A 26,950-nucleotide genomic window follows, 5' to 3' on the forward strand; every position below is an offset into this window, starting at 1 on the left:
GAGTCAGGAGCGATGAAGAAGAGTCACCCCATTCGGCGTGCCGTGCTCGCCACCGCCGCCACCGTGTCCGGGATCGTCCTGCTGCTGTCGCTGAAGCCCGCGTCCGACCCGGCCTCCGCGTCGGCGGCGGGCGGCCCGGCACCGCAGCAGAGCGCCGCGGCCCAGGAATCGCCCCAGGGAGGTGCCTCGAACGCACAGTCCGGCAGCGTCACCGGAGACGTGGTGAAGACGCAGTACGGGCCCGTCCAGGTCCGCATCACCATGAACGGCGGGAAGATCACCGAGGCCGAGGCCGTGCAGGCGCCGAGCGGCGGGACCAGCGACCAGAAGACCGAGCTGGCCGTGCCCAGGCTCAACCGGGCGACGGTGGCGGCACAGAGCGCGGACATCGACGTGGTCTCCGGAGCCACCTACACCAGCGGCGGCTACAAGCAGTCACTCCAGTCCGCCCTGGACAAGGCGAGGACCGCGGGCGGCGGAGCGGCGTCCACGCCGTCCTCCCCCGCCGGCGGCGGTGCGGCGACGCAGGCGAAGACGGTCACCGGAGACGTGGCGAAGACCCAGTACGGGCCCGTCCAGGTCCGTATCACGGTGAGCGGCGGGAAGATCACCAAGTCGGAGGCCGTGCAGGCCCCGAGCGGCGGACGCAGCAGCGAGGTGACGAACGATGCCGTACCGAAGCTCGACCAGGAGGCCGTCGCCGCAGGCAGCGCGGACATCGACGCGGTCTCCGGAGCCACCTACACCAGCGGCGGCTACAAGGAATCCCTCCAGTCCGCCCTGGACAAGGCCGGTGGCTGAGCCGGCCGAGGCTCCGCCCGCGCTGCGCCATGCCGAGGAGGTCATGGGCACGGTCTTCTCCTTCGACGTACGGGGAGGCGAGCCGCAGGCCGTGCGGACGGCACTGGAGGAGGCGGTCGCCGGACTCCACCGGGTGGACGAGGTGTTCAGCACCTACCGCGACGACAGCCAGATCACCCGGCTCGTACGCGGTGAGCTGAGCGTCGAGGAGTGCGACCCGGAGGTGGCCGAGGTGCTCGGCCTCGGCGCGGAGGCGGAGCGCCTGAGCGACGGCTGGTTCAGCACGACGTACGAGGGACAGCTGGATCCGACGGGGATCGTCAAGGGCTGGGCCACCGAGCGTGCGGCGGAGCGTCTCGTCGCGGCCGGGGCGAGCGGGGTGAGTGTCAACGGCGGCGGTGACGTCCAGCTGTTCGGCGTTCCCGGGCCGCACCGCCCGTGGCGGGTCGGGGTGTCGGACCCGTTGCGGCCCGGGTCGCTCGCCGCGGTGGTCTCCGCGGCCGGCGCCGCTGAGCTGGCCGTGGCCACGTCCGGGACCGCCGAGCGCGGCGCCCACATCGTCGATCCGCGCACCGGCAAGTCCGCCGTCACCGATCTCGTCGCGGTGACCGTGGTGGGCCCCCGGCTCACCTGGGTGGACGCCTGGGCCACGGCGGCCTTCGCGATGGGCTCGCGGCAGGCTCTGGACTGGCTGGAATCGCTCCCCGACATCGAGGCGCTGCTCATCACGGCGGGCGACGAGGTCAGGTGCACGGGCGGTCTCGCCCACCGCCTGGGGTGAGCAGAGGGGCCCGCGGGCCGCACGGCCCGGCGCCGCGTGGGCGTACCGACCGCCCGCGGCCGGGATCACGAACGTGGGAAGCGGGGGGGGGGCCCCGGGGCGGGGGGGCCCCCCCCCGGGCCCCCCCCCCCCCCCCGGGGCGGGGGGGGGGGGCCCCCCCGCCCCGGGGCCCCCCCCCCGCTTCCCACGGATCAGTGCCCGTTGCCGTTCTGGGCCAGCCGCAGCAGGTGGTCGGCCAGTGCCTGACCGCCCGTGGGGTTGCGGCTGATCAGGAGCAGCGTGTCGTCACCGGCGATGGTGCCGAGGATGTCGTGCAGTTCGGCCTGGTCGATCGCGGAGGCCAGGAACTGTGCGGCCCCCGGCGGGGTGCGCAGGACCACGAGGTTCGCGGACGCCTCCGCGGAGATCAGCAGCTCCGCGGAGAGGCGCCGCATCCGCTCCTCCTTCGCCGACTCGCCCAGCGGGGCGCGCGGGGTGCGGAAACCGCCCTCGCTCGGCACCGCGTAGATGAGGTCGCCGTCGTTGTTGCGGATCTTCACCGCGTTCAGCTCGTCCAGGTCCCGGGAGAGCGTCGCCTGGGTGACGCTCAGTCCGTCGTCGGCGAGGAGTTTCGCCAACTGGCTCTGCGAGCGCACCGGTTGCCGGTTGAGGATGTCCACGATCCGGCGGTGGCGTGCGGTGCGGGTCTGCGGCACGGCAGGCCCGACGGGCTCGTGGTCGTGCGCCTGACTCATCGTCGTCGTCCCATTTCTCAGGATCCGTCCCCGTTGGCTGCGTCGAGGACGCCGGGAAGGGCCTGGAGAAACGCCTCCACCTCGTCGTCGCCGAGGTTCAGCGGCGGCATCAGCCGTACGACATCGGGGGCGGGCGCGTTCACCAGGAAACCGGCGTCCTGAGCCGCCTGCTGCACCTGAGGCGCGAGCGGCTCGGTGAGCACGATACCCAGGAGCAGCCCCGCACCTCGGACATGGTCGACCAACGGGTGGCCCAGGGACTCGATCGAGCCGCGCAGCTTCTCGCCCTGCCGCTTCACGTTGTCGAGCAGGCCCTCGCCCGCGATCGTGTCGAGCACGGCGAGCCCGGCGGCGCAGACGACCGGGTTGCCGCCGAAGGTCGTGCCGTGGTGGCCGGGCTTGAGCAGGGCGGCGGCCCGGCCGAAGGCGACGGTGGCGCCCAGGGGCAGCCCGCCGCCGAGGCCCTTGGCGAGCGTGACGACGTCGGGCAGGACGCCCTCGTGGGCCTGGTACTCGAACCAGTGGCCGGTCCGTCCGATGCCGGTCTGCACCTCGTCGAGGACGAGGAGGGCTCCGGTGGCGGCGGTGATGGCGCGGGCGGCCTTGAGGTAGCCGGCGGGCGGCACGACGACGCCGTTCTCGCCCTGGACGGGCTCGATGATCACCAGCGCGGTGTCCTCGGTGACCGCTTCGGCGAGTGCCTGAGCGTCGCCGTACGGGACGTGCGTGACGTCGCCGGGCAGCGGCAGGAAGGGCTCCTGTTTGGCCGGCTGCCCGGTGAGCGCGAGGGCGCCCATGGTCCGGCCGTGGAAGCCGCCCGTGGTGGCGACCATGTGGGTGCGGCCGGTGAGCCGGCCGATCTTGAAGGCGCCCTCGTTGGCCTCGGCGCCCGAGTTGCAGAAGTAGACCTTGCCGTCGCGGCCGAAGAGCTGGAGGAGCCGTTCGGCGAGGGCGACGGGCGGTTCGGCGATGAACAGGTTGGAGACGTGGCCGAGGGAGGCGATCTGCCTGCCGACGGCCTCGACGACCGCGGGGTGGGCGTGGCCGAGCGCGTTGACCGCGATGCCGCCGACGAAGTCGACGTACTGCTTGCCGTCGGCGTCCCAGAGCTTCGCGCCCTCGCCGCGCACCAGGGGCAGCCGCGGGGTTCCGTAGTTGTCCATCAGCGCGCCCTGCCACCGCTGGGTGAGTTCGGCGTTCGTCGCGTTGCCGGTCATACGGCGTCCCCCTCTGCGTCGGGCACGACCATCGTGCCGATGCCCTCGTCGGTGAAGATCTCCAGCAGGATCGAGTGCTGGACCCGGCCGTCGATGACGCGGGCCGTGTTGACGCCGTGGCGGACGGCGTGCAGACAGCCCTGCATCTTCGGCACCATGCCGCTGGCCAGCTCGGGCAGCAGTTTCTCCAGCTGGGAGGCGGTGAGGCGGCTGATCACCTCGTCGCTGTCGGGCCAGTCCTCGTAGAGACCCTCGACGTCCGTGAGGACCATGAGGGTTTCGGCGCCAAGTGCCGCAGCGAGAGCCGCAGCCGCCGTATCAGCATTGACGTTGTAGACATGTCCGTCGTCCTGGGAGCGGGCGATCGAGGAGACGACCGGGATCCGGCCGTCGGCGAGCAGCGCCTCGATGGCACCCGTGTCGATGTCGGTGATCTCGCCGACCCGTCCGATGTCGACGCGTTCGCCGTCGATCTCGGGCCGGTGCTTGGTGGCGGTGATGGTGTGGGCGTCCTCGCCGGTCAGTCCGACCGCGAGCGGTCCGTGCTGGTTGAGCAGTCCGACGAGCTCGCGCTGCACCTGTCCGGCGAGCACCATCCGTACGACGTCCATGGCGTCCTCGGTGGTGACGCGCAGGCCGGCCTTGAACTCGCTGACGATGCCGTGCCGGTCGAGAGCGGCGCTGATCTGCGGGCCGCCGCCGTGCACCACGACGGGCTTGAGGCCCGCGTGCCGCAGGAAGACGACGTCCTGGGCGAAGGCGGCCTTCAGCTCGCCGTCGACCATGGCGTTGCCGCCGAACTTGATGACGACGGTCTTGCCGTGGTGCCGGGTCAGCCAGGGCAGCGCCTCGATGAGGGTCTGCGCCTTGGGCAGGGCGGTGTGTTTCCGGGTCAAGTTCGTCATGAGGAGTACGCGCTGTTCTCGTGGACGTAGTCGGCGGTGAGGTCGTTGGTCCAGATCGTGGCGGTCTCGGCGCCCGCGGCCAGGTCGGCGACGATGTGGACCTCGCGGTAGCGCATGTCGACGAGTTCGCGGTCCTCGCCCACGCCGCCGTTCTTGCAGACCCAGACGCCGTTGATGGCGACGTTCAGCTGCTCGGGTTCGAATGCGGCGCCGGTGGTGCCGATCGCGGACAGCACCCGGCCCCAGTTGGGGTCCTCGCCGTGGATCGCGCACTTGAGGAGGTTGTTGCGGGCGATCGAGCGGCCCACCTCGACGGCGTCGGCCTCGCTCGCCGCGTTCACCACCTCGACCTTGATGTCCTTGCTGGCGCCTTCCGCGTCGCGGATGAGCTGCTGGCCGAGGTCGTCGCAGACGGTGCGGACGGCCTCGGCGAACGCCGCGTGGCCGGGGGTGACGCCGGAGGCACCGGAGGCGAGCAGCAGCACCGTGTCGTTGGTGGACATGCAGCCGTCGGAGTCGACCCGGTCGAAGGTGACCCGGGTCGCGTCGCGCAGCGCCTGGTCCAGCGTCCGACTGTCGACGTCCGCGTCCGTGGTGAGGACGACGAGCATGGTGGCGAGTCCGGGGGCGAGCATGCCCGCGCCCTTGGCCATGCCGCCCACGGTCCAGCCGTCCTTCGTCACCACGGACGTCTTGTGGACGGTGTCGGTGGTCTTGATGGCGATGGCGGCCTTCTCGCCGCCGTGCGCGCTGAGCTGGGCGACGGCCTGGTCGACGCCCGGGAGCAGCTTGTCCATGGGCAGCAGGACGCCGATCAGGCCGGTCGAGCACACGGCGACCGTGCCCGCGCCCACCTCGCCGGTGCCCGCCGCGGTGAGGGACTCGGCGACCTTCTCGGCGGTGGCGTGCGTGTCCTGGAAGCCCTTCGGTCCGGTGCACGCGTTGGCGCCCCCGGAGTTGAGGACGACGGCGGTCAGCTCGCCGCTGCTGAGGACCTGCTGCGACCAGAGCACCGGCGCGGCCTTCACACGGTTCGAGGTGAAGACGCCCGCGGCGGCGCGGCGCGGACCGTCGTTGACCACGAGGGCCAGGTCCGGATTGCCGTTCTCCTTGATCCCGGCGGCGATGCCCGCCGCCTGGAATCCCTTGGCTGCCGTGACGCTCACGGTGCGACTCCGATCGTGGAAAGCCCTGTGGTCTCGTCGAGGCCTAGGGCGATGTTCATGCTCTGGACGGCACCGCCCGCGGTGCCCTTGGTCAGGTTGTCGATGGCGCTGATCGCGATGATGCGGTGCGCGGCGGCGTCATACGCGACCTGGATCTGAACGGCGTTGGAACCGTGGACGGACGCAGTGGCGGGCCACTGCCCCTCGGGCAGCAGGTGCACGAACGGCTCGTCGGCGAACGCCTTCTCGTACGCGGCCCGCACGGACTCGGCGGTGACGCCGTCCCGCGCCTTGGCGCTGCACGTGGCGAGGATGCCGCGGGGCATCGGCGCGAGGGTGGGCGTGAAGGAGACGGTGACCGGCTCGCCCGCCGCCCCGCCGAGGTTCTGGATCATCTCGGGGGTGTGCCGGTGGACGCCGCCGACGCCGTACGGCGACATGGAGCCCATGACCTCGCTGCCGAGGAGGTGCGTCTTGGGCGCCTTGCCGGCACCGGACGTGCCGGACGCGGCGACGATCACGGCCTCGGGCTCGGCGAGCCCGGCCGCGTACGCCGGGAAGAGTGCGAGCGTGGCGGCCGTGGGGTAGCAACCGGGCACCGCGATGCGCTTGGACCCCTCCAGCGCAGCGCGGGCACCCGGCAGTTCGGGGAGGCCGTAGGGCCAGGTCCCGGCGTGCGCGGAGCCGTAGAACCGTTCCCAGTCGGCCGGGTCCTTCAGCCGGAAGTCGGCACCCATGTCGACCACGAGGACGTCCGGGCCGAGCTGCTCGGCGACGGCGGCGGACTGTCCGTGCGGGAGGGCGAGGAACACGACGTCGTGACCGCCGAGCACCTCGGTCGTGGTCTCCTGCAGCACGCGGTCCGCGAGCGGCAGCAGATGCGGCTGGAGCGCGCCCAGGCGCTGGCCCGCGTTGGAGTTGCCGGTCAGGGCGCCGATCTCGATGCCGGGGTGCACGAGGAGCAGGCGCAGCAGTTCTCCGCCCGCGTACCCGCTCGCTCCCGCCACTGCCGCTCGTACCGTCATGGAACCCTCCTCTTGGATGGCATGACTATACGTATCGATGCACGTTTATGCAATCCACTGCATGAATACGCGCGCTCTATTCATGCTCATGACAATCGTTGGGCCCGGAATCGCGTCGACACACTCGGGGCACGGCGCGAGGCGTGCCCCGACGACGGGACGGGGCGCGCCGCCGCCCCGGCGACGGCGACGGACCAGGAACGTTAGTCGCGGGCTCCCGCGGCGCGGGCCGCCTGCTCCGCCTTCTTCTCCTTGATCCGGGCGGCCTCCTTGCGGACGTCCGCCTGCGTGGCGCGCTCGCGCCGCAGCCACTCCGGGTCCTCCGCCTTCAGCGCCTCGATCTGCTCGGTGGTGAGCGCCTCGGTGACCCCGCCCCGGGCGAGCCCGGCGATGGAGACACCCAGCCTGGACGCGACCACGGGCCGCGGGTGCGGGCCGTCACGGCGCAGGTCACGCAGCCACTGCGGAGGGTCGGCCTGCAGCGCACTCAGCTCGGCACGCGAGACGACACCCTCCCGGAACTCGGCGGGGGTGGCCTCGAGGTACACACCCAGCTTCTTGGCCGCGGTGGCGGGCTTCATCGTCTGGGTGGTCTGGTGCGACGTCATGCGTCAAGGGTAACGAGCGTGCGAGGCGCCACCGACCAGGACCTCCGCCCGCCGCCGCGGCCCTCACGACCGGTAGCCTGACGAGGTGACTGGCTCCGAAGCACCCCCCTCGTTCCGGCTCGCCTACGTTCCGGGGGTCACACCCGCCAAGTGGGTGCGGATCTGGAACGAGCGGCTTCCCGACATCCCCCTGACCCTGGTCGCGGTGACGGCCGCCGAGGCGTTCGGGCTGCTGCGCGGCGGGGGCGCCGACGCGGGCTTCGTCCGCCTGCCGGTCGACCGGGCCGATCTCAGCGCGATCCCTCTCTACACCGAGACCACGGTGGTCGTGGTCCCCAAGGACCACGTCGTGGCGGCCGTCGACGAGGTCACCACGGAGGATCTCGCCGACGACATCGTGCTGCACCCCCTGGACGACACCCTCGAATGGGAGCGTCTGCCCGGGAAGCCGGCCTTCGAGCGGCCGGCCACCACGTTGGACGCCGTCGAGCTGGTGGCGGCGGGCATCGGCGTCCTCGTCGTGCCGCAGTCGCTCGCCCGTCTTCACCACCGCAAGGACCTCACCTACCGGCCGGTCACGGACGCGCCGGAGTCGCGCGTCGCCCTGTCCTGGCCCGCGGACGGGACCACCGACATGGTGGAGGACTTCATCGGGATCGTCCGCGGCCGCACCGTGAACAGCTCGCGCGGGCGCACTCCGGCCGCCGCCCGGCCGAAGGCCGAGCCCGCCGCCAAGACGTCGCCCAAGCGGTCCGGCACCGGGAGCGGCTCGCGGCAGAAGTCCACGGGCGGCACGTCGGGCGGGCAGGGCCGGCGCGGCGGCGCGCAGGGCGGGGCGGGCGCGAAGGGCGGGGCACGGCGGGGCAAGCCGCGCCGCCGCTCCTGACCCGGGCGGTCGCGCACACCGTTCGTCCAGCGGCAGTCGCGGGCGGCGGCCGTACGAGGCGGGGTGTGCCGCCTACGGCGGACGCGGGGGCGGCGTAGGCCGCCGATGACGGACGCGGGGGCGGCGTAGGCCGCCGATGACGGACGCGGGGACGGCGTAGGCCGCCGATGACGGACGCGGGGACGGCGTAGGCCGCCGATGACGGACGCGGGGGCGGCGTAGGCCGCCGATGACGGACGCGGGGACGCGGGATGCCGCCGACGGCGCGGTGGTTCGCCGCTTTCGGCGCCCGCGCACAGAGGGGGCCGACGCCGAGCACCTGCCCGCAGCGGCTCGACGCCTACGGCGCGAACACCAAGACGGCCGGTGCCGAGCACCCGTCGGAGCGGCTCGACGCCTACGGCGCGAACTCGCAGAGGGCTGGTGCCCAGCACTCGCCCCCCCCGTCCCGGAGCCTCGCGACCGGCCCGTCGGAAGTGATCGCCGACGGCGCTTGACCTGGAGCGTGCTCCAGGTTCTACGGTCTTGTCATGACCAGCGGACAGCCCCTTCCGGGCGGCCAGGAGCCGACGCTCACGATCTCAGAGGTCGTGGAGCGCACCGGCCTCTCGCACGACACGCTGCGGTACTACGAGAAGGCCGGCCTCATCGAACGGGTCGGCCGGACCACCGGGAACCAGCGGCGCTACGCGGCGGCCGACCTGGCCTGGCTGGAGTTCCTGATCCGGCTGCGCGGGACGGGCATGTCGATCGCGGACATGCAGCGGTTCGCCGAGCTGCGCTCGCGGGGCGGGACCACCGTCCCCGACCGGCTGACGATGCTCCGCGCGCACCGCGCCGACCTCGCGGAGCGCATGCGCGCGCTGCGCCGCAACGCGGCCGCCCTCGACGACAAGATCGACCACTACGAACGGCTGCTCGACCAGCCGGGAACGGACGACGAGACATGAGCGACGCCACCACCCGCGAAGAGCGTTTCGAGCACGGCATGGACGTCCTGAAGCGGGTCGACGGCGAGGTCGGGCAGCGGGTCGTCGACTCGCTCTCCGACATCAGCCCCGAACTCGGCCACCAGATCGTCGCGTGGGCCTTCGGCGAAATCTACGACCGGCCCGGACTCGTCGCGCGTGACCGCCAGTTGGTGACGCTCGGCATGCTCACCGCTCTCGGCGGCTGCGAGCCCCAGCTCGAAGTGCACGTCAACGCCTCGCTGAACGTCGGGCTTTCGCCCGAGCAGATCGTGGAGGCGATGCTGCACTCGGTGGTGTACTGCGGGATACCGAAGGCGCTGAACGCGACGCTGGTCGCGAAGAAGGTGTTCGCCGAGCGTGGGCTGCTGCCCGTCGGGCAGCGGCCCACGCCGGCCGCCGCTACCTCTGCCTGATCCGCAGGAAGGTGACGGAGCTCGCCGGGAAGGTGTACGTGAACCTGCCGGCGACCCCTTCGAGGGTGGACGTCACCGGAGCGACCGGTGTGGCCGTCTCCGTGTTCACCGCCTCGGGCGCGGCGGCGAGGGTGGTCACCCGGGCCTTGGCGGCGACCTTCGCGCCACCGAGGTCGATCGCCGTACGGGCGGCCGCCGCCTGGGCGTTGACCACCTTGACGACGAGGTCGCCGCTCTTCGCGTCACGCGTGACGACCTGGCGGAACGGCTCGGCGGGCTTGTCGTCGGTGAAGCTCCCCCACTCCTGGCCGTCCAGGTAGAGGGTCACCTGGCGTCCGCGGATCTTGATGTCGATGTCGTAGGCGCGGCCCGTCTCGATCGAGCCGGGCTTGGAGATCAGCGACGACTTGCCACCGTCCACGGCCTGTTCGACGGCGGAGGTGGTGTTGTTCCAGCCGCCCAGGTTCCACCAGTAGTAGTTCCCGGTGTCCTTGACGCCGAAGGCGACGAGGAAGCCCTCCTTGCCGGACTTCTTGGTGGCCCTCACGTGCAGGTCGTAGTCGTGCCAGGCCGGATCGCCCGCCGTGACCATGGTGTTCTCGGCGGCCACGTCGGTCTGCACGTACTGCCCGTCCTGCACGCTCCAGCTGCCGCCGCCCGTGTGGGTCCACTGCGAGGCGTCGCCGCCGAAGTCGTCGCCGAGCAGCGTGCCGCCGTCGGCCCCGGTGACCAACACGTCGTCGTACGCCGCCGTGGTCGCCCAGGTCGACAGGCCGACGGCGCCCGACAGGGGTCCGTTCAGCGCGGGTGTGCCGGTGGCGGTCGACGGTACGACGCGGTCGCCGACGTTGTTCATGAAGAGCTTCTGCACCTCGTAGTCGGCCGAACCCCAGGATGCGTGGTTGTTGAACCAGATCATGTCCGGACGCCACTGCACGTAGTCCTCGTTGGCGAGCAGCGGGGCGTACGAGGCGAGCTTCACGACGTCCGCGTTGCGCTCCAGGCCGGTCATGTACGCGGCTTCGGAGAGGGCGTTCTTGAAGGTGTTGCCGCCGGAGGCGTACTCGCCGAGGAAGACCTTCGGGCCGTTCCTGTCGTAGGAGTCGTAGCGGTCGTTGTTCTGCAGGAACCACTGCGGGCTGTTGTAGTAGTGCTCGTCGACCATGTCGACGTTCGCGTCCCTGTTGAGCTGCCAGGCCGTGTCGAAGATGCTTCCGGAGTCGTCGGGGCCCGCGTTCGAGATCACGGTGACGTCGGGGTACGCGGCCTCGACGGCGGTGCGGAACTTCTCGAATCGGGTGAAGAACTCGCGGGGCAGGTTCTCCTCGTTGCCCACTTCCAGGTGGGTGAGGTGGAAGGACTCGGGGTGGCCCATGCGGGCGCGTCGCGCGCCCCACTCGCTCGTCACCGGCCCGTTGGCGAACTCGATGAGATCCAGGGTGTCCTGGATGTGCCGCTGGAGCAGGGCGTCGTCGTCGACGGCCTTGTTCTGGCCGCAGCCGGTGACGAGTGCGGGCACCACGGGCAGCGGCAGCGCGCCGATGTCCTCGGCGAACTGGAAGTACTCGTAGTAGCCGAGTCCGTAACTCTGGTTGTAGCCCCAGAAGTTGGCGTTGGTGGCGCGCTGCTCGACCGGGCCGACGGTGTCCTTCCACTGGTACGCGCGTTTGCGCTGGTAGCCGGACGCCTCGTCGTACCCCTGCATGCTGCCGGTGTTGACGAGGCAGCCGCCCGGGAAACGCACGAAACCCGGGTGGAGGGCGGCGATCTTCTCGGCGAGGTCCTTGCGCAGGCCGTGCCCCTTGTAGGTGTCCCGGGGCAGCAGCGAGATCATGTCCAGCGCGACGGCGCCCTCGGCCCCGACGGTGAGGCGGCCGGTGGTGGTGGTGCGGTCGGGTGTGAACCGCGCCCGGTACCGGGCCCAGCCGCCGCGCACCGTGAGCCGGCGGGCCTCGGCGAGCGTGCCCTCGGCGTCCCGCAACGTCACGGTGAGGGGGGTGCTCACGTCGGCGCGGGCCCGGACGGAGAAGTCGTACGCCTTGCCGCTCTCGACCCTGATGCCGGTGTTGTAGCCCGCGTTGGTGACGGACGAGCCGCCGTCCAGGGCGAGGTAGGTGCGGTTGCGGGCGCCGAGGCGTCCGTCGTCGCTGACGGCGCGGGCGGCGCCGGAGACGGTCCACGAGGTGAGTGGCGTGTAGGAGGAGTTGTCCGCGGTGCTGTACTCGAACGACCGGTTCTGCACGAGCTCGGGGTAGAGGCCGCCGTCCGCGGCGCGGTTGATGTCCTCGAAGAAGACGCCGTACATGGTGTCGTCGATCTTCGCGCCGGACCGCTCGGGGTGCACGGTGATCGCGTAGTCGGTGACGTCGTCCGCGGCGGCTCGCGCCGGTCCCGGGGCGACGGTGGAGGCCACCAGGAGGGCGGTGGCGGTGAGTGCGAGTCTCCAGCGGGTGCGGGTGAGTGACATGAATACTCCGCGGCTCTGAGGTGTGGAGTTGTTCGAAATATCGCACGTCGATCAGTACTTCGAACGGCAAGATAGGGAGGGGGCAGGAGCGCGTCAATGGGCCGCGCGGCATCGCACGGGACGGAGAGCGGGACATCATGGGCGAGTTCTGGCCAGTGCCGGACGTGCTCTCGTACCTGGCCGGGAACTGGCGGGTGAGGCGCACCGTGCGCGACCTCGCGAGCGGCGCGGAGGGACACTTCACCGGCATGACGGTTTTCGGACCGCCGGAGGGTGCGGAACACGCGGGGCTGCTGCACCACGAGTCGGGCACGTTCACCTGGCAGGGCGTCGCCCGGCCCGCCGAGCGGACGCTGCGGTTCCTGCCGGGGGCGGTCCCGGCTGCCGCCTTCGTGCGGTTCTCCGACGGCCGTCCCTTCCACGACCTGGATCTGACGACCGGCCGGCACATCGCCGACCATCCCTGCTCGGCCGACCTCTACCGGGGCGAGTTCTCGGTGTACTCGGAGGACCGCTGGCGCACGGTGTGGCGGGTCGGGGGGCCGGCCAAGGACCTGGTGCTGACCACGGACTACGCGCGCGGGGACTGACCGGCCGGGGTCGGGGAGCCGGGGCGCGACGGACGGACGGGGTCGGCGGACACACGTGAACGCCGGGATCCCCTGCCCGGAGGCGGTGTGCGCGCCGCACGCGTCGCTACGCCGCCTCCAGGCGCATGTTCCAGCGGCGGTTGTTGCCGGTGAGGGTGACGGTCGACAGGGGGCGCACGTCGATGTTCCAGTACGTCGACGGCTGGGCCTTGAGCGCGTAGACGAGGGCGGCGCGCACCACCGACGGCTCCGCCACCGCGACGATGCGGCTCCCGTCGTCGACGGGCCGGGTGTCGAGCCATCCGCCGACGCGCTGGATGAAGCTCAGCAGCGACTCGCCGCCGTGCGGGGCCGAGCGCGGGTCGGTGAGCCAGGCGTCCACGGCGTCGGGCTCGCGGGCCATCGCCTCGCCGAGCGTGAAGCCGCGCCACCGGCCCATGTCGCAGTCGCGCAGCGCGAGCTGCACGAGGGGCGCGTAGCCGAGGGCGTCGCCGGTGGCCCTGCTGCGAGGGGTCGGCGAGCAGTAGCGCAGCTCGGACGCCGCCAGAGGCACCAGCCCGGCGGCCGAACGCTGCACCTCGTCCCAACCCGCCTGGTCCAACGGCCTGTCGTCCTCGAAGCGCTCCGCGAGCAGCGAGGAGCTGCGCGCGGCGGCGACGAACGTGACCCGAAGATGCATGGGCAGATCGTGGAACGCGGGACTCCGCAGGTCAAGGGCCGTTACGCAAGGTATACGCGGACTTACCGAAGCATGAGCGTCATCCACTGGTCCGGCCGGTCGAGCGGCGTGAAACCCAGCTTCTCGTAGACGCCGTGCGCGTCGTGCGTGGCGAGCAGGACGCGGCGCAGCGCCAGCGGGCCGAGGTGGTCGCGGACCGCTGCGACCAGCGCGGTGCCCAGTCCCCTGCCGCGCGCCGAGGGGGCGACGTAGACGTCGCAGAGCCACGCGAAGGTGGCCTCGTCGGTCACCACCCGGGCGTAGGCGACCTGCTCGCCGGACGCCTCCTCGTACACACCGAAGTCGAGCGACCCCGCGATCGCGCGGTCCTGCTTCTCTCGGGGGCGGCCGAGCGCCCAGTACGCGTCCGCGGCCAGCCACCGGTGGACACGGTCGACGTCGATCCGGGCGGTGTCGGCGGATATCTCGTAGCCCTCGGGGAGGGGGTGCACATCGCTCATGGCGGGGAGGGCCGCAGTCACGGGCCCGGGGCGTCGAGCCGTTTTCGTCGCTCCGCCCGGTTGCCCGGAGACCGCCGAGGGTCCGTTCCACCCGGTCGGCGCGGGCCCGCGCCGGCGGTCAGCCGAGCACCTCGTCGCAGGCGGCCCGGAGCCTGCGCACGCCCTCGGCGATCTCCTCCGCGTTCGCGACCGCCGCGAAGCTCAACCGGAGGTGCGCGGCGGGGGGTTCGGCGCTGAAGTAGGGACGGCCGGGCGTGACGGCCACGCCGCTGCGCAGGGCCGCGGCGACCAGCGTGGCCTCGTCCGTGCCGTCCGGCAGCCGCAGCCAGAGGTGGTAGCCGCCGGACGGGACGTGGGGCAGGGCGAGTTCGGGCAGTCGCAGCCGCAGCGCGGCGGTCATCGTGTCGCGGCGCGCCTTCAGCTCGGCCGACAGGGAGCGCAGATGACGCGGCCAGGCGGGCGAGCCGACGAGTTCGAGCGCGGCCTCCTGGAACGGGCGCGGCACGAAGAAGCTGTCGACGATCTGGATGGCGCGCAGCCGCTCCAGGACCGGACCGCGCGCCACGAGCGCGGCGACCCGGAAGCTCGGCGAGGTCGCCTTGGTCAGGGACCCGACGTGCACGACGACCCCGTCGGGGTCCTCGGCGGCCATCGGGCGCGGCAGCGGACCGCTGTCCTCGTGCACGAGGCGCCGCACGAAGTCGTCCTCGACGACGAAGGCGCCGGCGTCGCGCGCGATGCGCACCACCTCGCCCCGGCGCTCGGGGGCGAGGACGGCTCCGGTCGGGTTCTGGAACAGCGGCTGGCAGACGAAGACCCGCGCGCCGGTCGCGGCGAAGGCGTCGGCGAGCAGGGCGGGCTTCACGCCGTCGGCGTCGACGGGCACCGGCACGGGCCGCAGCCCGGCCGCGCGGGCGATCGCCAGCATGCCCGGATACGTGGGTGACTCGACGAGCACGGGCGCGCCGGGCGGTGCGAGCGCGCGCAGGGCGGTGGTCAGCGCCGACTGACCGCCCGCGGTGACGAGCACCTCGGCCGCGGTGATCGTGCCGCCGATGCCCCGCGCGAACCATTCGCGCAGGTCCGCGAGTCCCTCCATGGGCGGCCGCGACCAGGCGCCGGGGCGGCGCCCCGCCCGGGACAGGGCCGCGCCCATCGCCCGCTCGGGCTGGAGCGAGGGGTGCAGATAGCCGCCGTTGAACTCGACGACGCCGGGGGCCGGGGCGTCCAGGGAGACCAGGACTCCGGACGCGTCCACCGTGCGCGGTACGAGTTCGGCGGCCGCGTCGGCACTGAGCGCCACCTCCTGCCAGGAGGTGTCCCCGGTGGGCTCGACAGCGACGCGCGGCCGGGCGCGGAACGCCCCCGCGCCGGGGCGGGTGACGACGAGTCCTTCGGCGGCGAGCTGTGCCAGTGCCCGTGACACGGTCACCGGGCTGACGCGGAACCGCTCGACCAGCGCGCGACTCGACGGCAGCTTTCCACCTGGCGAGTAGCGGTCGAGTTCTCGCCGCAGCTGATTCGCCAGCTCGGCCACACTGCTACGCTCTTGCATGAGAGCACAGGATAGCGCTACTGCCGAAACCCCGATAGCGGTCACCACCGCCGGGGCCGGCACCGCCGGAGACGGCCACGAGACCCCGGACAGCGGCGCCGCGACCGCCCGGGACGACCGCCCCGCCGGTCCCGTCGCCACGGCACGCACCATCGCCACCGTCGAAAGCACCTGCGCCGGCACCGTCACCGCCCGGAGCACGTCCGCCGCGGGCCGCGATCAGGTGCCGGGCCGCACCGACGCCCACCGCACGCCCACGGACGGCAGCGCACCCACCGCCGACAGCGGAGCCGGCCGCGCGATCCGCCGCGCCGGCACCCTCCAGGCAGCCCTCGGCGTCACCGCCTTCTCCCTCACCTTTCCGGCCACCGCCTGGGGCCTGGAGGGCTTCGGCCCCTGGTCCCTGGTCGCCGTCCGCAGCGTGCTGGCGGCGGTGATCGCCGGCGGCTGCCTGGTGGCGCTGCGAGTGCCGTTGCCGGGCCGTCGGCACTGGGCGGGGCTCGCCGTCGTGGCAGCGGGCGTCGTGCTCGGCTTCCCCCTGCTGACGACGCTCGCCCTGGAGACCTCGACCACCGCGCACGCCGCCGTGGTGGTGGGGCTGCTGCCACTGACGACGGCGCTGTTCTCCACGCTGCGCACCGGCGCGCGGCCCTCACGGATGTTCTGGATCGCGGCCCTCGCGGGAGCGGCGGCGGTGATCGCGTTCACCGTGCAGCAGAGCGGCGGCGCCCTGACCGGGGCGGACGCCTATCTCTTCGGCGCGCTGCTGGTCTGCGCGGCGGGCTACACGGAGGGCGGCCGGCTCGCCCGGGTCATGCCGGGCTGGCAGGTCATCGGCTGGGCGCTGGTCCTGTGCCTGCCGCTCACCGTGCCGGGCATGCTGGTCGCGCTGTCCCACGAGCCGGTCCGGCTGACCGCGCACAGCGTGACGGGTCTGCTGTGGGTGGCGGCCGGTTCGCAGTTCCTCGGTATGGTCGTCTGGTACCGGGGCATGGCGTCCATCGGGATTCCGAAGGCCAGCCAGTTGCAGCTGGCGCAGCCGCTGCTCACACTGGTGTGGTCGGTACTGCTCCTGGGCGAGCAGCTCACACCGGCCGCACCCCTGACGGCCGCCGCCGTTCTGGTCTGCATCGCGCTCACCCAGCGGGCGCGGAGCTGACCGGCACGCACGGGCCGGTCCAACCGGCGCCACCAGCCGTAGACTTGCGGCCACGGACCGCACACTCCCGTACACGACGAGGAGACCGTTCAGATGCGTGCAAACAAGGGCGACCAGCTTGTGCAGCACGGCAGGGTTGTCGGTCAGCACGACAAGGTCGCGGAGATCACCGAGGTGATGGGAGCGCAGGGCGCTCCCCCGTACCGCGTGCGATTCGAGGACGGGCACGAGGCCGTGTGCTCACCGGGCCCCGACTCCGAGATCCGCCACAAGGACATGAGGCAGCAAAGGACCTGAGGCAGCAGCGACGATCGGCTCTCAGACCCGGCGCGCTCGGCGCGGAGGTGTCGCCGGCCGCTGGTAGTGGTCGGCGACGACCCGCGCCATCGCGCCGATGCGGTCGGAGCCTGCCTCCGTCGCCGAGAAGAAGGCGTGCCCTCGCACCTCGGCGCAGTCACCGGCGAGGGTGAGGTGCCGGGAGAGTTCGGCCGGGTCCCGCCAGGCTTCGGGCTGCCCCGGTGCGCCGGCCTTGTACAGCGCCTCTCCGACGTAGAGCCGCACGCGCGTGCCCCGGGTGACGTCCGCCCACCAGGGCAGCAGCTCGGCGTAGTCCGCGTCGGCGAAGCCGATGTTCCAGTAGAGCTGGGGACAGATGTAGTCGATCCACTGCTCCTCGACCCACTTCCTGGTGTCGGCGTGCAGGTCGTCGTACGTCTGGATGTGGGCCGTCGTCGACGATCCGAGCGGGTCGGTCGTCATGTTGCGCCACACCCCGAAGGGGCTGATCCCGAAGCTCGCGGCGGGCCGGGCACACGCGAGGGCCTCGGACATCTCCCGCACCAGCCGGTCGATGTTGTGACGCCGCCAGGAGGCCCGGTCCGCGAAGCCGACGCCGTGTTCCGCGTACGCCGCGTCGTCGTCGAAGGCCTCGCCGTCGACCGGATACGGATAGAAGTAGTCGTCCCAGTGGACGGCGTCGACCGGGTATCTGCGCACCGCGTCGAGCATCGCCTCCTGCACGAAGGCCCGGACCTGCGGCAGTCCGGGGTTGTAGTAGAGCCGCCCGCCGTACGGCACGATCCAGTCGGGGTGTCTGCGGGCGGGGTGCGCGGGGGCCAGCCGGGCGGGGTCGGTGTGATTCGCGACGCGGTACGGGTTGAACCAGGCGTGCAGCTCCAGACCTCGTAGGTGCGCCTCGCGGACCGCGGTGTCCAGCGGGTCCCAGCCGGGGTCCTGACCCTGGACGCCGGTGAGTACCTCGGACCACGGCTCGTACGGCGAGGGCCACAACGCGTCCGCCGCGGGGCGCACCTGGAACATCACCGTGTTCAGCCTCAGCCGTACGGCCGTGTCGAGACGGTCGAGGAGCTCGGCGCGCTGCTGGTCGCTGCTCAGTCCGCCGCGCGAGGGCCAGTCGCGGTTGGAGACCGTGGCCAGCCACAGGCCGCGGAACTCGCCCGCCGTCCGGCGAGGCCGCGTCGGAGCCGGCCTCGGGACCGGGGCGGGGTCCGGGCCTGCCGCGGCGTCCCCCTGGGCCGCCAGCCCCGACAGTGCCCCCACCGCGGTCGCCGCGAACGCCCGGCGTGACAACAGCCCCATCTCCGCGTCCCTTCACGCACCCGGTCCGCGCCGTCACGGACCGCCATTTCGCCCCAGGATGCCGGACCCCGGCGATCGATCATCGATACTTGGCGGTAACGTGCACGTTCGGAGCAGGCACCGAAACACGGACGTCCTGCCGGCCGTGCAGATCAGCGAAGGGGACGATGTGACCGACATCGAACGCGTCGGAGTGGTGGGCTGCGGGCAGATGGGTGCGGGCATTGCCGAGGTGTGCGCCCGCGCCGGTCTGGACGTCAAGGTCGCCGAGACCACCGGCGAAGCCCTGGAGATCGGCCGTACCCGGCTCTTCAACTCCCTCTCCAAGGCCGCCGAGCGCGGGAAGATCTCCGAGGAGGAGCTCAAGGCCACCCAGGACCGGCTCAGCTTCACCACGGACCTCGGCGAGTTCGCCGACCGCGACCTGGTGATCGAGGCCGTCGTCGAGAACGAGCAGGTCAAGACCGAGATCTTCCAGGTCCTCGACCAGGTGGTGACACGGCCCGACGCGATCCTGGCCTCCAACACCTCCTCGATTCCGCTGGTGAAGCTCGCGGTCGCCACCTCGCGGCCCGACCAGGTCATCGGCATCCACTTCTTCAACCCGGCGCCGGTCCAGAAGCTCGTCGAGCTGATCCCGGCGCTGACCACCTCCGAGGGCACCCTCAGCCGAGCCCAGCTGTTCGCCGAGAAGGCGGTCGGCAAGCACGCCATCCGCGCCCAGGACCGCTCGGGCTTCGTGGTCAACGCGCTGCTCATCCCGTACCTCCTGTCGGCGATCCGGATGTTCGAGTCGGGGATCGCGAGCCGCGAGGACATCGACAACGGCATGGAGCTCGGCTGCGCCCACCCGATGGGCCCGCTCAAGCTGTCCGACCTGATCGGCCTCGACACGGTCGCCTCGGTCGCCCACTCGATGTACGAGGAGTACAAGGAGCCGCTGTACGCCGCTCCCCCGCTGCTCCAGCGCATGGTGGACGCGGGTCGCCTGGGCCGGAAGTCGGGATCGGGCTTCTACACCTACGCCTGACACGGACTGCACGGTCCACGGCCGACACCCCTGGCCGACTACGGATCGTGAGCTGATCACGAGCATCGGCTCGCGCGGGCCCGGCACCCTTTTCGGTGCCGGGCCCGCGCCATTCACACACCGTGTGCGCGCCGGGCCCGCATATGCCCGTCGCACACGCTCCCCACGCGTCCACCAGGCGAGTTGACTTTCCGTGCGCAGGTAAGGGATGGCACGACTACGGAAAGGAGCGGACTCGTGACCGCCGACCCCGAGCATCCCGTGGTCCCAGGGGAACTCGCAGAGTTACGCCGGTCCCTCGAAGTGGGGCTCACTCGCATAGAGGGGGGACTGGCACTGCTCACTCAGCGCGACGACCAGACCGCCAAGGATCTCGACGACCTGAGCGCACGGGTCGTCGCCCTCGAACACACCCGCTGGCCACTGCCCACCCTCGCCGTCCTCGCGGCCGTGGGCGCGCTGGCCGTGGCGGTCTGGCAGGCTCTGGGCCACTAGGTCCCCGGACGCCGTGGGGGGACGGATCAGGGCAAGGCGTCCTGCCCGAGCCTGAGATGGTGCAGAAGGAGCAGTGCGGCAGCCATGTTGGCGGCCGGGACCTCGCCGCGGGCGACCATGTCGGGGACGAGCTTCAGGGGAACCCATTCCCGACGGTCGGACTCGAAGTCGTCCACGGGGTGTCCGATGTACGCACCCTCGTCGGCCCAGAAGATGTGGTGCCGGGCGTCGGTGAGCCCGTTGGAGGGCTCGACGCTCATCAGATGCCTCAGGGGTCCCGGCCGCCAGCCGGTCTCCTCCTCCAGTTCGCGGGCCGCCGCGACGGCGATGTCCTCGCCGTCCTCGACGACACCCGCAGCAAGCTCCCATCCCCAGCTGTCGGTGATGAAGCGGTGCCGCCACAGGAGCAGCACTTCGTTGGCCTCATTCACCACAGTGGCCACGGCCACGGGCCGCAGCCGTATCAAAAAGTGATCGAGGTGCCGACCGTCCGGCAGCTCGACATCTGCGAGATTGACGCTGAACCAGCGGTTTGCGTACACAGTTTGTTCGTTCTGTTTCGTCCACTGCACGGTTCTGCCACCTTCCGCCGAGTAGATGGCAATATCGCAGCAGGAGCGTCCTGACAGCAGGCTCACAGCGGTCGGGGCACGGTGCAGCGGCGGTCGAACCTTTTCCTGGCGCCTTCCCTACAGCGGTACGCGCAATGCCCCGTCGATGAGCTCGGCGGCCTCGGCCGTGCCCGCGCAGCCGCTGCGCACCAGGTGCTCGCGCACCGCGCGCAGTCTGTCGCGCAGCCGCTGGGACTCCATTCCCCGCGCCTGTTCGGCCATTTGAACGGCGGTGGCCACCGCCTTGTCGGCGTTGCCCTGGCGCAGCTCGATCTGGCTGAGCATCGCCAGCCGGTGCACCCGCCCCCGGTCGTGCGCCGGGTTGTCCACGGCGGCCGCGGCGTGCTCCCCCGCCGCCACCAGGTCGCCGAGGCTGAGCAGGGCCTCCGCCACCTGCACGTTGACCAGGCCCGGCTGAACATAGCCGGTCTCGTCCGGTTCGTACCCGCGCCGGATGCGCTCGGCGGCCTGCTCGGCACGCCGTATGCAGGACAGCGCGCTGCTGCCGTCGCCGAGGTGTGCGTACGCCTTGGCCTGCATCGCGTAGAGGTCGGAGGCGAGCGCCGGCGTGATGTGCCGCCCGGCGGCGCGCAGCGCGGCCTCGGCGAAGGCCACCGCCTGCCGGTACTCGCGCATGAACAACGACTGGTTGACCAGCAGGGCTATGACGTAGGCCCCGAGTCCCCTGTCCCCGCTGGCCTTCGCCAGGCGCAGCGCCTGGTGGAAGTAGCGCTGGGCGAGTCCGTGCGCGTCGGAGTCGTAGGCGCAGATGCCCGCGATGGCGACCAGGCCGCCCGTGGCACGGTGCAACTGACGGCCGGTGGCATCGGTGTAGCTGCCGCGCAGCAGCGGCGCCGTCTCGGAGTTGAGGAACCCGACGATCCGGGTGCGGGTCGCGATGCCGCCCGCCTTGCGGTACATCTGCTCGTAGTGGGCGCGGGCCGCCCGCAGCATGTCGATGTCCGCCATGCTGACGCGGTGCCGTCCACCGCGCGAGACGTCCACGTCCTCGGGCGGGTTCTCCCACTCCCACACCGGCATCACGGCGGGCGTACCGGTGACGGCGGGCGCGCCGAGTATGTGCGGGCGCTGCTGCTCGTCGGAGCGCCACAGGGCGGTGGCCCGCTCCACGAAGCCGGACAGCGAGGTGCCGTGCGCGGTGGCCGGTTCACCGGGCACGCCCAGTCCGATGTCGTCGAGCGTGACGGGCCGGTGCAGCCGGCCCGCGAGCACCTCGCAGATCAGGTCGGGTACCTGGCCACGGGGGCGCTGCCCCTTCAACCAGCGCGCCACGGCCGTGTGTTCGTACCGCAGCGCCAGTCCACGTGCTCTGCCCGCCTGATTGACATGGGCGGCGAGTCCCGCGTGCGAGATGCCGGCCTCGTCGAGTATCGCGTCGAGCAGTGTGTTGGGCTGCATGGAGGCCCCCCGGGTGGCTCGGTGCCGTCAGACTAGTGCGTCCGCTTTCACACGGGGTGTGAAAGGAATGCCCGTATCCGGGCAGTGCGCGCGCTGTCGCAGAGCGTTTCTGGCCGGTTGACTGAAATGCCTCGCAAGAGGCCGGCCGGGCCGCCGGCTCCCCCTCGTACAGTGCGGCGGCCCGCTTCCGCGCCGTCCGCCCAGCTGCCTGCCCGACACTCCGTGGCGGGGCGGACGGCGCACGCCGCGGCGTCAGGTCACCTGCTGGGCGACGGAGGCGCCCTGTTGCACAGGCACACGTCGGCGGTCGTTGCGCAGCACGAGCAACGCGACGTCGTCGGCGGGCGTTCCGCCGGCATGGCGCAGGACCCGGGCGAGCACACCACGCAGGACGGATCGGGGTGAGGCGGACTGGACACGGACCACGTCGGCGAGCACGGCCTGCAACGGGAAGAAGCGGCCGTGCCCGTCGCGCGCGTCCTCCACCCCGTCGGTGTACAGGAAGAGCCCTTCCCCGGGCAGCAGTCGGCCGCAGTGCTCGGCGGGCAGCTCGGCCGGCAGCGGGAACGGCCCGAGCGGCGGCAGGGGTTCAGCCGTGGACAGCCGTTCGACGTGACCGGACGCACCCGCCCGTTCCGTGTGGCTGCGCAGCAGATACGGCCAGGGATGGCCGCAGTTGAGGGCGTACATGTCGCCGTCTCGGCGGATCTCCAGCAGCAGCACGGTGACGAACTCCTCGGCGACCGGACTGTCCGGATCGGTCCCGGCCGAGGGGTGCTCGGCGCGGGCCCGCTCACGCAGATACCGGGCCAGCGCGCGTTCCAGCCGCTGGAGGACGGAGCCGAGTTCGGGCTCGTCGTGCACGGCCTCGCGGAAGCTGCCGAGGACGGCGGCGACGGTTCCGATGGCACCGATGCCGTGGCCCCGGACGTCGCCCATGACGATCCGTACCCCGTGCTCGGTGGCGATCACCTCGTACAGGTCGCCGCCCACGTTCGCGCCGCGGTCGGCGGACAGTTGTGCCGCCGCGACGTTCAGCCCGTCGATATGCGAGGGCAGGGGGCGCAACAGCACGTTCTGGGCGGCGCCCGCGACCTTGCGGATCTGCCGCAGCTCTCGCAGCAGCGCGCCCCTGACGTGCAGTATCAGGCCCGTGCCCACCGCGAAGAAGACCGCGCTGGTGACGATCCGAGCGCCCAGCCCGTCCTCCTGCGCGAGCGGGCAGGCCATCTTGTACGTGATCGCCATCGCGCCCCACACGGTGGGCAGCCCCAGGCTCAGCACCCGGCGCAGCGGGCGTCGCCCGTCGCGGCGGACCGTCGTCCCGGGGCCCGGGTACGCGACACGCCCCCGGCCGATCCGGGGCCCTCTTCGCCGCACGGCCCGGGTGAGTCCGGCTCGCAGTCCGTCGCCTCTGCCCCGCGACCCCAGGCCCGCCCGGGCCGGCACCCGCGAATGCGTCCGGGGCTTCGCCCTGCGGGGAGCCCCAGCCTTGATACGGATCACGCCGATTGGCCCCCCAATAGGCCCTGACAGCACGGAAGGCCTCCGAGAGACCGGTCCGATTCTTTCGACCGCATGCCCCGATCGGGCCAGATCGCCCGGAGTTGTCACCCCAAAGAGTGAGGGGTACATCCGGACTACCGGATGTACCCCTCATCACGCCTTCGACTGTGCCGGGCTCACGCCCCGCGCAGCACCGCCCCGGTGCGCTCGGCCGCCAGGGCGACGGCCGCGTCGCGGGCCGCGGAGGCCTCGTCGACGGTCAGGGTGCGGTCGGTGGCACGGAACCGCAGCGCGTAGGCGAGGGACTTCTTGTCCCCGCCGAGCTGCTCGCTCTCGTAGACGTCGAAGAGCCGGATGGACTCCAGGAGCTCACCCGCGCCCTCGCGCAGCGCGGCCTCGACGTCGGCGTGCGGGATCTCGCGGGAGACCACCAGCGCGACGTCCTGCGTGGCGACCGGGAAGGTGGAGATCTTCGGGCCCTTGGGCAGGCCCGCGCTCGCCTCCTCCAGCGCGTCCAGGTCCAGCTCCATCGCACAGGTGCGCGGGGCCAGGCCCAGGGTCTTCAGAACGCCCGGGTGCAGCTCACCGGCGTAGCCGATGACCTTCTCGGCGCCGTCGACGAGCACGGCGAGCTCGGCGCAGCGGCCCGGGTGCCACGGCCCGTACTGGCCGGAGCGGACGAGGAGTTCGGTCCCCGCCTCACGGGCCAGGATGCGCGCGGCCTCGACGGCGTCCGCCCAGTCGGCAGGGCGGCCCCTGCCCCACCAGCCGGCCTGCTCGCGGGCGCCCGCGAGGACCACGGCGGCGTGCCGGGGCTGGAAGGGCAGCGCGGCGGTGAGCGACGCGATCTCCTCGTCGGTGGGACGGCGGTCGACCGGCAGCCGTCCCGCGACGCGCAGCTCCCGCTGCGGGTGGAAGACCAGACCGGTCTCGAAGAGCGCCAGGTCGTGGCTGCCGCGGCCGTCGTTGCGGCGCAGCGCGCCGAGCAGGCCCGGCAGCAGCGTCGTACGGAGCGCGGGCTCCTCGTCGGAGAGCGGGTTGACCAGCTTGACGACCTTGCGCTTCGGGTCGTCGGCGGCGAGGCCGAACTGGTCGAAGACGTGCTCGCCGATGAACGGGTAGTTCAGCGCCTCGACGTATCCGGCACCCGCCAGGGCGCGGCCGATACGGCGGTGCAGGCGCTGCCGGCCGGTGAGGCCGAGGCCCGCCGGGGGCTTGGGCAGCGTGGAGGGCAGGTTCTCGTAGCCCTCCAGCCGGATGACCTCTTCGGCCAGGTCGTTCGGGTCGGTCAGGTCGGGCCGCCAGGACGGCACGGTGACGATCAGCTCGTCCTGTCCGTAGACGTCGCAGCCGACCTGCTGGAGACGGCGGACGACGGTCTCGCGGCCGTAGTCGACGCCCGCGACCTTGTCCGGGTGGTTCGCCGGGATGGTGATGGTGTGCGGCGCGGACGGCGCGATGACCTCGGTGACGCCGGCGTCGGCGGTACCCCCGGCCAGCAGCACGAGCAGGTCGACGGTCCGCTGGGCCGCGGCGGACGCGGCCTGCGGGTCGACACCGCGCTCGAAGCGCTTGGACGCCTCGGAGGCCAGCTTGTGACGGCGGGCCGTCCGCGCGATCGAGATCGCGTCGAAGTGCGCGGCCTCGACGACGACCTCGGTGGTGGTGCCCTCGGTGTCGTCGATCTCCGTGTTGGCGCCGCCCATCACGCCCGCGAGGCCGATGGGACCGCGGTCGTCGGTGATCACCAGGTCCTCGGCGTCGAGGGTGCGCTTGACGCCGTCGAGGGTGGTGAGCTTCTCGCCCTGCTCGGCGCGGCGCACACCGATCGCGCCCTGGACGCGGGAGCGGTCGTAGGCGTGCAGGGGCTGGCCGAGCTCCAGCATCACGTAGTTGGTGATGTCGACGGCGAGCGAGATCGGGCGCATGCCCGCCTTCTGCAGGCGGCGCCGGAGCCAGATCGGGGAGCGGGCCTCGGGGTCGAGACCGGTCACCGTGCGCGCCGTGAAGCGGTCGCAGCCGGCCGGGTCGCCGACCTGCACCGGGTAGCCGAACGCGTTCGGGGCCGGTACGTCGAGGAGCGCCGGGTCGCGCAGCGGCAGGCCGTACGCGATGGCGGCCTCGCGGGCGATGCCGCGCAGCGAGAGGCAGTAGCCGCGGTCGGGGGTGACCGCGATGTCGAGGACCTCGTCGACGAGCTGGAGCAGCTCGATCGCGTCGGTGCCGACCTCGACCTCGGGCGGCAGCACGATGATGCCGCCGCTGCCGTCGTCGCCCATGCCCAGCTCGTCGCCGGAGCAGATCATGCCGTGCGAGGTCTTGCCGTACGTCTTGCGCGCGGCGATCGCGAAGTTGCCGGGCAGGACGGCGCCCGGCAGCACCACGACGACCTTGTCGCCGACCGCGAAGTTGCGGGCGCCGCAGACGATCTCCTGGGGCTCACCGGTGCCGTTGGCCGTGCCGACGTCGACGGTGCAGAAGCGGATGGGCTTCTTGAAGCCCTCCAGCTCCTCGATGGTCAGCACCTGGCCGACGACGAGGGGGCCCTTGAGGTCGGCGCCGAGCTGCTCGACGGTCTCGACCTCCAGGCCTGCCGAAATGAGCTTGGCCTGGACGTCGCGCCCGGTCTCCGTCGCCGGCAGGTCGACGTACTCCCGCAGCCAAGAAAGCGGGACCCGCATCAGATCTCCATCCCGAACGGCCGGGTGAACCGGACGTCACCCTCGACCATGTCTCGCATGTCTTCGACGTTGTGGCGGAACATCAGCATCCGCTCGATGCCGAACCCGAAGGCGAATCCGCTGTACTTCACCGGGTCGACGCCGCAGGCGACAAGCACCCGCGGGTTGACCATGCCGCAGCCGCCGAGCTCGATCCAGCCCTCGGAGGAGCAGGTCCGGCAGGGGCGGTCGGGGTTGCCGACGGACTCGCCCTTGCAGACGTAGCAGAGCATGTCCATCTCGGCGGACGGCTCGGTGAAGGGGAAGTAGTTCGGGCGCAGCCGGGTCTTCATGTCCGAGCCGAAGAGCGACTGGACCATGTGGTCCAGGGTGCCCTTGAGGTCGGCCATGGTCAGGCCCTCGTCGATGGCCAGCAGCTCGATCTGGTGGAAGACCGGGGTGTGCGTGGCGTCGAGCTCGTCCGTGCGGTACACGCGGCCGGGGCAGACGATGTAGACGGGCGGCTCACGGTCGAGCATGGCGCGGGCCTGCACGGGCGAGGTGTGCGTCCGCAGGACGACACCGGACTCGCCGTGGTCACCCTTCGGGCCCTCGACGAAGAAGGTGTCCTGCATCTGCCGGGCCGGGTGGTCCGGGCCGAAGTTCAGGGCGTCGAAGTTGAACCACTCCGCCTCGACCTCGGGGCCCTCGGCGACCTCGTATCCCATGGACACGAAGACGTCGGCGACCCGCTCCATCATGGTGGTCAGCGGGTGGCGGGCGCCGGCCGGCACGCGGTCGTAGGGCAGTGTGACGTCCACCGCCTCCTCGACCAGGACGCGGGCGTCGCGCTCGGCCTCCAGCTCGGTCTGGCGTGCGGCGAGGGCCTTGTTCACGGCGCCGCGGGCCTGGCCCACGCGCTTGCCGGCGTCGGCCTTGGCGTGCGGGGGCAGGGCGCCGATCTCGCGGTTGGCGAGGGCCAGCGGCGAGGTGCCGCCGGTGTGGGCGACCTTGGCCTCCTGGAGCGCGTCGAGGTCACCGGCGGCCGCGAAGGCGGCGAGCGCCTCGTCCCGCATGCGCTCGATCTCTTCCGGTTTCAAGGCCTCGACCTCTACAGGGTCGTACGACTTATTCGGTGCCGACATCTCTTCCCGTGCTTCCGGTTGGCTGGCT

26 protein-coding genes are annotated in these 26,950 nt (G+C 72.0%); 10 read left to right on the forward strand and 16 right to left on the reverse strand.

Annotation, left to right across the window (positions count from 1 at the left end):
- The first annotated feature begins 12 nt into the window (after positions 1-12).
- Both ACZ4IF_RS20265 and ACZ4IF_RS20270 read left to right on the forward strand, forming a co-directional pair.
- Positions 13-801: an FMN-binding protein gene (locus ACZ4IF_RS20265; RefSeq protein ID WP_467564632.1), complete on the forward strand. Its 789-nt coding sequence runs from the start codon at positions 13-15 to the stop codon at positions 799-801.
- A complete protein-coding gene (locus ACZ4IF_RS20270; protein WP_359503701.1) occupies positions 794-1,582 on the forward strand; it encodes an FAD:protein FMN transferase in 789 nt (262 codons plus the stop codon). Before ACZ4IF_RS20265 ends, ACZ4IF_RS20270 begins: the two co-directional genes overlap by 8 nt.
- 191 nt (positions 1,583-1,773) lie before the next feature.
- On the opposite strand, the gene ACZ4IF_RS20275 is transcribed toward ACZ4IF_RS20270, so the two are convergent.
- From ACZ4IF_RS20275 to ACZ4IF_RS20300, 6 genes are all read right to left on the reverse strand, one after another.
- A complete protein-coding gene (locus ACZ4IF_RS20275) occupies positions 1,774-2,316 on the reverse strand; it encodes an arginine repressor (RefSeq protein WP_095933109.1) in 543 nt (180 codons plus the stop codon).
- 17 nt (positions 2,317-2,333) lie between these two features.
- Positions 2,334-3,533 (reverse strand): acetylornithine transaminase, encoded by a 1,200-nt coding sequence (locus ACZ4IF_RS20280; RefSeq protein WP_345647566.1) that lies wholly within the window; start codon positions 3,531-3,533, stop codon positions 2,334-2,336.
- Entirely contained in the window at positions 3,530-4,438 is a 909-nt protein-coding gene (argB, locus tag ACZ4IF_RS20285) for an acetylglutamate kinase (RefSeq protein WP_467564635.1), read from the reverse strand. The genes ACZ4IF_RS20280 and argB overlap by 4 nt, the downstream gene beginning before the upstream one ends.
- Entirely contained in the window at positions 4,435-5,604 is a 1,170-nt protein-coding gene (argJ, locus tag ACZ4IF_RS20290) for a bifunctional glutamate N-acetyltransferase/amino-acid acetyltransferase ArgJ (RefSeq protein WP_467564637.1), read from the reverse strand. Before argJ ends, argB begins: the two co-directional genes overlap by 4 nt.
- Positions 5,601-6,629 (reverse strand): N-acetyl-gamma-glutamyl-phosphate reductase, encoded by a 1,029-nt coding sequence (argC, locus tag ACZ4IF_RS20295; protein ID WP_467564639.1) that lies wholly within the window; start codon positions 6,627-6,629, stop codon positions 5,601-5,603. The genes argJ and argC overlap by 4 nt, the downstream gene beginning before the upstream one ends.
- A gap of 203 nt (positions 6,630-6,832) precedes the next feature.
- Positions 6,833-7,237: a DUF5997 family protein gene (locus ACZ4IF_RS20300; protein WP_467564641.1), complete on the reverse strand. Its 405-nt coding sequence runs from the start codon at positions 7,235-7,237 to the stop codon at positions 6,833-6,835.
- A gap of 85 nt (positions 7,238-7,322) precedes the next feature.
- Between ACZ4IF_RS20300 and ACZ4IF_RS20305 the strand changes: the two genes are divergently transcribed.
- The 3 genes from ACZ4IF_RS20305 to ACZ4IF_RS20315 all read left to right on the forward strand — a co-directional run bounded on the left by ACZ4IF_RS20305 (position 7,323) and on the right by ACZ4IF_RS20315 (position 9,507).
- Positions 7,323-8,123 (forward strand): LysR family transcriptional regulator substrate-binding protein, encoded by an 801-nt coding sequence (locus ACZ4IF_RS20305; protein ID WP_467564643.1) that lies wholly within the window; start codon positions 7,323-7,325, stop codon positions 8,121-8,123.
- 530 nt (positions 8,124-8,653) lie between these two features.
- Positions 8,654-9,073 (forward strand): MerR family transcriptional regulator, encoded by a 420-nt coding sequence (locus tag ACZ4IF_RS20310; protein ID WP_467564645.1) that lies wholly within the window; start codon positions 8,654-8,656, stop codon positions 9,071-9,073.
- A complete protein-coding gene (locus tag ACZ4IF_RS20315; protein ID WP_467564647.1) occupies positions 9,070-9,507 on the forward strand; it encodes a carboxymuconolactone decarboxylase family protein in 438 nt (145 codons plus the stop codon). Before ACZ4IF_RS20310 ends, ACZ4IF_RS20315 begins: the two co-directional genes overlap by 4 nt.
- Here ACZ4IF_RS20315 and ACZ4IF_RS20320 read toward each other — a convergent pair.
- Positions 9,494-11,974, reverse strand: coding sequence for an alpha-L-arabinofuranosidase C-terminal domain-containing protein (locus ACZ4IF_RS20320; RefSeq protein ID WP_467564649.1), 2,481 nt, complete (start codon positions 11,972-11,974; stop codon positions 9,494-9,496). The two genes, ACZ4IF_RS20315 and ACZ4IF_RS20320, sit on opposite strands and share 14 nt — an antisense overlap.
- Before the next feature lie 137 nt (positions 11,975-12,111).
- Between ACZ4IF_RS20320 and ACZ4IF_RS20325 the strand changes: the two genes are divergently transcribed.
- Positions 12,112-12,564, forward strand: coding sequence for a DUF6314 family protein (locus ACZ4IF_RS20325; protein WP_467564651.1), 453 nt, complete (start codon positions 12,112-12,114; stop codon positions 12,562-12,564).
- A 106-nt stretch (positions 12,565-12,670) separates the two neighbouring features.
- Here ACZ4IF_RS20325 and ACZ4IF_RS20330 read toward each other — a convergent pair whose 3' ends face one another.
- The 3 genes from ACZ4IF_RS20330 to ACZ4IF_RS20340 form a co-directional block, all read right to left on the reverse strand.
- Positions 12,671-13,243 (reverse strand): histidine phosphatase family protein, encoded by a 573-nt coding sequence (locus tag ACZ4IF_RS20330; protein ID WP_467564653.1) that lies wholly within the window; start codon positions 13,241-13,243, stop codon positions 12,671-12,673.
- A gap of 62 nt (positions 13,244-13,305) precedes the next feature.
- Positions 13,306-13,743, reverse strand: coding sequence for a GNAT family N-acetyltransferase (locus tag ACZ4IF_RS20335; protein ID WP_467564655.1), 438 nt, complete (start codon positions 13,741-13,743; stop codon positions 13,306-13,308).
- Between the two features lie 118 nt (positions 13,744-13,861).
- Positions 13,862-15,298, reverse strand: coding sequence for an aminotransferase-like domain-containing protein (locus ACZ4IF_RS20340; protein WP_467564657.1), 1,437 nt, complete (start codon positions 15,296-15,298; stop codon positions 13,862-13,864).
- Here ACZ4IF_RS20340 and ACZ4IF_RS20345 point away from each other — a divergent pair.
- Entirely contained in the window at positions 15,297-16,457 is a 1,161-nt protein-coding gene (locus tag ACZ4IF_RS20345) for a DMT family transporter (protein ID WP_467564659.1), read from the forward strand. The two genes, ACZ4IF_RS20340 and ACZ4IF_RS20345, sit on opposite strands and share 2 nt — an antisense overlap.
- Before the next feature lie 93 nt (positions 16,458-16,550).
- Complete coding sequence (locus ACZ4IF_RS20350; protein ID WP_095933123.1) at positions 16,551-16,754, forward strand: DUF1918 domain-containing protein; 204 nt, start codon at positions 16,551-16,553, stop codon at positions 16,752-16,754.
- Positions 16,755-16,775: 21 nt separating this feature from the next.
- Here the strand turns inward: ACZ4IF_RS20350 and ACZ4IF_RS20355 are convergent, their stop codons facing one another.
- Positions 16,776-18,056, reverse strand: coding sequence for a glycoside hydrolase family 10-like protein (locus ACZ4IF_RS20355; RefSeq protein WP_467564662.1), 1,281 nt, complete (start codon positions 18,054-18,056; stop codon positions 16,776-16,778).
- 169 nt (positions 18,057-18,225) lie between these two features.
- On the opposite strand from ACZ4IF_RS20355, the gene ACZ4IF_RS20360 reads away from it, so the two are divergent.
- Both ACZ4IF_RS20360 and ACZ4IF_RS20365 read left to right on the forward strand, forming a co-directional pair.
- Positions 18,226-19,086 carry a 3-hydroxybutyryl-CoA dehydrogenase gene (locus ACZ4IF_RS20360; RefSeq protein WP_345647611.1) on the forward strand — a complete coding sequence of 287 codons (861 nt, stop codon included), beginning with the start codon at positions 18,226-18,228 and terminating at the stop codon, positions 19,084-19,086.
- A 237-nt stretch (positions 19,087-19,323) separates the two neighbouring features.
- Positions 19,324-19,581 carry a hypothetical protein gene (locus ACZ4IF_RS20365; protein WP_028801562.1) on the forward strand — a complete coding sequence of 86 codons (258 nt, stop codon included), beginning with the start codon at positions 19,324-19,326 and terminating at the stop codon, positions 19,579-19,581.
- Positions 19,582-19,607: 26 nt separating this feature from the next.
- On the opposite strand, the gene ACZ4IF_RS20370 is transcribed toward ACZ4IF_RS20365, so the two are convergent.
- From ACZ4IF_RS20370 to pheS, 5 genes are all read right to left on the reverse strand, one after another.
- Positions 19,608-20,153 (reverse strand): NUDIX hydrolase, encoded by a 546-nt coding sequence (locus tag ACZ4IF_RS20370; protein ID WP_095933127.1) that lies wholly within the window; start codon positions 20,151-20,153, stop codon positions 19,608-19,610.
- A 117-nt stretch (positions 20,154-20,270) separates the two neighbouring features.
- Positions 20,271-21,611, reverse strand: coding sequence for a transcriptional regulator (locus ACZ4IF_RS20375; protein ID WP_359498144.1), 1,341 nt, complete (start codon positions 21,609-21,611; stop codon positions 20,271-20,273).
- Positions 21,612-21,863: 252 nt separating this feature from the next.
- Positions 21,864-22,859 carry a PP2C family protein-serine/threonine phosphatase gene (locus ACZ4IF_RS20380; RefSeq protein WP_467564815.1) on the reverse strand — a complete coding sequence of 332 codons (996 nt, stop codon included), beginning with the start codon at positions 22,857-22,859 and terminating at the stop codon, positions 21,864-21,866.
- Positions 22,860-23,293: 434 nt separating this feature from the next.
- Complete coding sequence (pheT, locus tag ACZ4IF_RS20385; protein ID WP_467564665.1) at positions 23,294-25,798, reverse strand: phenylalanine--tRNA ligase subunit beta; 2,505 nt, start codon at positions 25,796-25,798, stop codon at positions 23,294-23,296.
- A complete protein-coding gene (gene pheS, locus ACZ4IF_RS20390; RefSeq protein ID WP_467564667.1) occupies positions 25,798-26,922 on the reverse strand; it encodes a phenylalanine--tRNA ligase subunit alpha in 1,125 nt (374 codons plus the stop codon). The genes pheT and pheS overlap by 1 nt, the downstream gene beginning before the upstream one ends.
- Between the last annotated feature and the right edge of the window lie 28 nt (positions 26,923-26,950).

It is taken from the genome of Streptomyces sp. NPDC025784, from assembly GCF_055558435.1.